The following is a 5875-nucleotide window of genomic DNA, read 5'->3' on the forward strand; positions in this document are numbered from 1 at the left end:
CACTAATTAATTTAATATATCCATTTTTCCAGAGTACATATAGCATCCACGATTACATCACACACGGTTTAATTCTCACAATGTTGTCCTTTTTCGTTATAGGTATTTTTAGGTCAGATTAAAAATAAGAAAAGGTGTCAGCAAATCTATCTTTCATTTTATCAATATTACTTGGTGTTATTTTTGCCAAAATATTTTGTACAAATTGAACATCTTGTAATTCAAAATGAGGTTGGAATCCAGAAACTCGTTTAATAATTTTCTCTTCAACCAAGTTAGTTAAAGTGAGAGATACTGTGGACGGTGCTTTGTTTGTACATTTTTTAAAGTCGGAATAAGTACCATTTTTGTTATCTACTAGAAACATAATAATTTTTTTTGCAGTTTCTTTTCGGAGATTGATTAACACTGGGAATTCTGTAGGAGGAGTGTGGGATGGAAAGTAATGGGTTCTTCTTGAAGAGCGTTTGACAATTATTCTAGAATCCTTTTGTAAATTTGAAAGAGAATTTGATAATGTGCCGAATGGGTAACCTGATATTTTTTGGATATCTCTATAAGAAATGGCTGGATTTTTTTGAATTATTTCTAAAAGAAAGGAAATTCTTGGATTGGATATATGATATCGTTTAGGTTTGTTATGGTAAGTTTTCACTTTAACACCATCTTCAATATGACCTGCAACCTGTAAAAATCCTGCATTTTTGAGAATTTCTAATCTTCTATAAACGGTACCAAGTGGAATGCCTGTTTCTTCACTAATATCATTGGCAGGTTTAGGTACAGATGTGGATTTTAGAATTAATTTAGCGTATTTGTCGTTAAGAAAATCAATTTTAGACTCCATTAATTATCTCAAACCTCTTGTTTTTAATAAGTTGTAAGCCGTTCTTGAAAAGTCAAACTATGAATAAATTTACAAAACCTTTTTGATTAGTACAATGGTAAAATATACTCATCAATTATAACCGATTACAATCAATTTGATATGTGAGAAAACCAAAACCAATTTACTTTGTTATAGGTATGGTGTTTTTGATAATTTTAGTAGTTACATTAACAGTACTTGATGGTTCATCTGAGGCTACAAAAGAGCATTCAGAAGAATCAGAAATAAAAATTACAGGAACTCCTGCAGACAAATACACGTTTGATGAAAGAGAACAACATTGTGGAAGTTCAAATGCAAAAACAAATCAATACATAAGAGAATTTAAAATTCCTACTCCTTGTACTCAACCACTTTCTATAATTGCAGATTCTGAAGGTAAAATTTGGTTTACTGAAACAAATACTGGAAACATGGCAGCATTTGATCCTGAATCTGAAGAATTTACAGAATATCCAAACAATTCGTGGTCATTGAATAGTGCCTCAATGATGTGGGGAATAGCACATACACAGGATAATGAAATTTGGTTTACCGATGAAAAATATGGGTCCTTGTGGAAATTTTCCATTCCTGAAAAAACATATTCAAAGTTTGAAATTCAAGGTAAAATGAAAAAATCATTCCCTCAAAAAAATTGGTCTTTACAATGACACTTTTGTAATTAATGATTTTACAGGTAGTCGGATTGTTGTAATAAATCACACAAAATTGGATGAGGGTCAGTTTACCAATTCTGATATTTCAATTCCAGAAGGATTCTTCACCAGTCAAGCAGTTATTGACAATGATGGAAATATGTGGTTTGTAATATGGAAATATCAAAAAAGAAGCAACTTCTTCTAAAAAATAGATTCCATCTCACAAGAAGTAACACAATATTCTCTTCCTAATTCAATTCAAGCACCAAATGGTGTCTCTATTGGACCTTTTGGTAATGTTTGGATAGCAGATACTGCAGGAAATTCGTTTTACAAATTTAGTCCAGATGATAAAAAAGTAGTAGAATTTGTCACATCAAATCCATCAATTTTGACATATGGTAATGCGTCAGGATTGATTAAAACACCAATTACGCGTCCTTACTGGAATGCATTTGATTCAGATGGAAATATGTGGTTTAATCAGCAGACTGGGAATAGATTGGCAGTGTTTGATCCAAATTCTGAATCATTAATAGAGTACGATATTCCATCGAAAAATCCTAGTTGGTCAGATTGTGGGGATATGACTGACTGTGGATTATCTCAGAGCTTCGGATTTACTTTCAAAAATGATCAAGTATGGTTTACAGAATGGGTTGAAAATAATATTGGGGTATTGGATACTTCAGTCACAATTCCTGTATCATTAAAAGTAGAACAAGAGGAGATCATGATAAAACAAGGTGAGCAAAAAGAAATCTTTGTTACTGTGATTCCACAGTCTAATCAAAATATAGACTTAGTTTTATCAGGAAATACAAATTCAGATTTAATTAAAATCAAAACAAACCCAGAATCAACGCAAATTACTGATAAAATAATTCAAATACCTATTTTGGTAATCGTTGATGAAAAAGCACATCAAGGAGATTACAAAATTCTATTAGGCACACAACTTCAAGATATATCAGTATCTTCTTATGTTTCAATCAGGGTTATCTAATTTTTATATGAAATTATACTCAGGTGTTAGTTGACCAAAACACATTCAGATATAGAAAAACAGCTCGGTATTGTTTTTGTAATAGCTGTATCGTTATTTGTATTTGAATTTATAGGAGGTGTACTATCAAACAGTCTAGCCCTTATCGCTGACTCGTTTCATGTAATGTTAGATTTTGTAGCAATAGGAATTTCATTAGTTGCTTTTAGGATAGCAAAAAAGAAACACTCGTCAACACACACATTTGGATTTCATAGGGTGGAAATTATTGCAGCGTTTGTAAATGGAATTTCACTTATTGCGACATCAATATTCATTGTAATAGAAGCCAACAAAAGATTTTCTGAACCACCAGAAATTGACACAGTAATACTGGTAATTTTTGCTAGTGTGGGTCTTGTTGCCAACATCATAATGGCTAAAAGACTTGAAAAACATAGTCATTCAAATCTGAATGTACACGGATCTTATCTTCACGTATTGGGTGATCTTCTTTCTTCTATTGGGGTTATAGTAGGTGCAGTAATAATGATGATATCTAGTTACTTTATAGTTGATGTGGTTGTAAGTATTGGCATTGCATTAGTTATTTTACGTTCTGGAATAGTATTGTGTAAGAAATGTCTTCATATTTTCATGGAAGGAACCCCCGAAGAGATCAAGGTATCAGAGGTAACAAAAGATCTTTTGAATATAGGTGAAATTGTAGAAGTTCACGATCTGCATATATGGACATTAACCTCAAATCTTTTTTCAATGACAGTTCACATAAAAATAAAACAAGATGCATTACATCAACCAGATAAAATCTTAAAAAAGATCAATTGGCAAATGAAAGAAAAATTTGGTATAACTCATTGTACCATCCAGATAGAAAGTGAGTATGGATTCATGGATCTTGATGATTAATTACAATATTTTTCTTCAATAACTATTAGAAAATTAAACTGTTTAAAATATTGAATTAGTACAACCATAAAACATGTTTGTAATTATTATACTGGTTTTTTCTATTTTGAATATTGTTTGAAAATTCAAAGTTTACAATTTTTCTTGTAATTGCAATAGTAGGAGTAGCAGTTTCATTGTTTGGGTATCTTACATGGTATGTTGCACCTGATGAGGTGACTGAAAAAGTCAAAATCATTGCAAATACTGCTGATGGATGTATTGCTGAAAGCTATGATGGATTCTCTGTAAATATTGGTCCATGTGACGCAAAAGCAGGAGATGTCATAGTTGGAATATACGATAAAAAGATCAAAGAAAGAGCTATTTTGATGAATCCTACTAGATGAACATGGAAAAACACAAAATAATTGGTTTTATCGCAATTATAATCATAATTGGTACAGTAGGAAGTTCATTATTGAATGTCTATGCTTTAGAACAACTTGAATTTGGAGGAATCGATAATCTTTTTAGGTTTTTTTCATTATATGCTGTTGATAGTAAAATCAATATCTGTAACAATTCTTTGATTCCCGCAAATTATAACGAGTTAGACATATTGATTTATTTTGAAAAAGAACTTTTAGGCACTTATGTTATTGATTCAGAAATAATCATGCCAAATTCAATCTTAAAAGCAGACGGAAAATATGTTTCAGAATCAATAGAATATTCCCAAACTCTTTTCATGCATTTTGATCATTTGTTTAGTGGAAGTGATAATACCATTAGAATCGATCCTAGAAAGATGGATGTGGTAACACAATTTCAAACAACGATAGTTGGGATTCCGTATGTAGTGTCAGACCAGTACACTGCATTTGATTTTTGGAATATGTTAAATGGTGAAGAGAACTTGACATGTTAACCCTAACTATAATTTAACATAAGAAATATTGACTTTTTCTTTTAATTGCTGACTTTTAGGTTCAAATCCGCATAGATTTCATTAGCACTCCAATGCCAAAAGCAATCCTCTATCTTCAAGGACCCTCTACTTCATCTAGTTGCTCTAGGGATTCTATCCATCTTGTACCGCTACCTTCAGGTGACCACAAAATTACTTTTTCTTCGATTCCAAAACAATTATGGTTAGAAATTTCATGGACTAGTCATCTGATCCATAAATGTCTGATTTTTCATCCATTGTTGCATCATTTGCGGATGGTTCATCATATGATTCATCATTTGTTGTTGCATTTGAGGATCATCCATTATGTAGCTCATCATTGGTTCCATCATGTTATTCATCATACCATACATATGGTAAGGACTTTGCATCATCATTCCATGCATTGTCTGCATTGATTGAGGATCACCTATCATGTAGTTCATCATATTTTGCATGTGTTGAGGACTTTGCATCATCCATCCATGAGTAGTTGTAGATTTATCGGTGGTAGATCTTTGCATGTTGTTTCCCATCATACCTTGGTTCATCATCATATTATTATTCATCATACCTTGCCCCATCATTCCATAACCCATATTGCTTTGACACCATGCACATCCCATTCCCATCATACTTTGATTCATGGAATCCTGCATGAATGGACACCAAGGACAATTCATGGTTCCGTTCATCATCATTCCATGATACATCCCATTATTCATCATAGAGCCACCATGCATCATTTCCATCCACTGTTGATTTGATTTCATCTTGTCCATCATCTGCAGATTCATCATCATGTAGTTCATCATTTGTTTACTTAGCTCAGGATCATTCATCATTGGGCCCATCATATTCATCATCCACTGATTGTTTTGTGCCATCTGTGGCACCCAATAATCCATCATGGTTTGCATGTGTTGAGGATTATCCGTCATCCAATCATGCATATATTGAGACATTTGCGGATGGTTCATCATAGTTCCCATCACCCCTTGCATGTAGTTTTGATTCTGTGCTAAAAGTTCCGTATCAAAATTTCCCCAAGATCTATCTGCTAATCTCCAATATGTAGAAGGGTTAACACATGCAGGCATTCCCATATGTTTCATCATGAGAACCTTACCATCAGCACATACGATTTGATTTGGACTTGTTCCCATCATCATCTGCTGTTTTGGACTCATCATGGATTGAGCCATGGCTTGTTCAGAAAGTAACGATAGTGAAATTGTAGCAATAGCAAAAATTAAGATTCCAGTTAACACAGAACTCCTCAAATCATATAGATTCATTTTTTTTTAAAATTTAAACTATCTGGTGATTTTTAAATTATAAAATCATGTGTTTATATACTCATATCATTAATTGATGATATGTTAAAAATGGTGAATGATAAACTAGCACTTAAAGCAAAACTATTCAGAGGTTTTGGAGATGTAACAAGATTATCCAATTTCTTGAATCAGTATCAGATGGAAGAAAAGACAGTCACT

At 32.5% G+C, this 5875-nt stretch carries 7 protein-coding genes; 5 read left to right on the forward strand and 2 right to left on the reverse strand.

Annotated elements, in window-relative coordinates; all coding sequences use genetic code 11:
* Positions 1-118: 118 nt before the first annotated feature.
* Positions 119-847 (reverse strand): winged helix-turn-helix transcriptional regulator, encoded by a 729-nt coding sequence (locus BD31_RS01780; RefSeq protein ID WP_008297598.1) that lies wholly within the window; start codon positions 845-847, stop codon positions 119-121.
* Positions 848-990: 143 nt separating this feature from the next.
* Here BD31_RS01780 and BD31_RS10560 point away from each other — a divergent pair, with 143 nt between their 5' ends.
* From BD31_RS10560 to BD31_RS01800, 5 genes are all read left to right on the forward strand, one after another.
* A complete protein-coding gene (locus BD31_RS10560) occupies positions 991-1542 on the forward strand; it encodes a Vgb family protein (RefSeq protein ID WP_008297604.1) in 552 nt (183 codons plus the stop codon).
* 379 nt (positions 1543-1921) lie between these two features.
* Complete coding sequence (locus BD31_RS10565) at positions 1922-2536, forward strand: hypothetical protein (RefSeq protein ID WP_008297613.1); 615 nt, start codon at positions 1922-1924, stop codon at positions 2534-2536.
* Between the two features lie 30 nt (positions 2537-2566).
* Positions 2567-3445: a cation diffusion facilitator family transporter gene (locus tag BD31_RS01790; protein ID WP_008297608.1), complete on the forward strand. Its 879-nt coding sequence runs from the start codon at positions 2567-2569 to the stop codon at positions 3443-3445.
* Between the two features lie 113 nt (positions 3446-3558).
* Positions 3559-3834, forward strand: a complete 276-nt coding sequence (locus BD31_RS01795) for a hypothetical protein (protein WP_008297600.1) — start codon at positions 3559-3561, stop codon at positions 3832-3834.
* Between the two features lie 2 nt (positions 3835-3836).
* Positions 3837-4355, forward strand: a complete 519-nt coding sequence (locus BD31_RS01800) for a hypothetical protein (protein ID WP_100222175.1) — start codon at positions 3837-3839, stop codon at positions 4353-4355.
* Between the two features lie 233 nt (positions 4356-4588).
* On the opposite strand, the gene BD31_RS09655 is transcribed toward BD31_RS01800, so the two are convergent.
* On the reverse strand, positions 4589-5647 hold the full coding sequence (locus BD31_RS09655) for a hypothetical protein (RefSeq protein WP_008297609.1): 1059 nt from the start codon (positions 5645-5647) through the stop codon (positions 4589-4591).
* Between the last annotated feature and the right edge of the window lie 228 nt (positions 5648-5875).

It is taken from the genome of Candidatus Nitrosopumilus salarius BD31 (assembly GCF_000242875.2).
GTDB lineage: Archaea > Thermoproteota > Nitrososphaeria > Nitrososphaerales > Nitrosopumilaceae > Nitrosopumilus > Nitrosopumilus salarius.

Coding starts and splice junctions, on each gene's coding strand:
- BD31_RS01800 (WP_100222175.1), top strand. CDS start 3,837: ATGGAAAAACACAAAATAATTGGTTTTATCGCAATTATAATCATAATT.
- BD31_RS01780 (WP_008297598.1), bottom strand. CDS start 847: ATGGAGTCTAAAATTGATTTTCTTAACGACAAATACGCTAAATTAATT.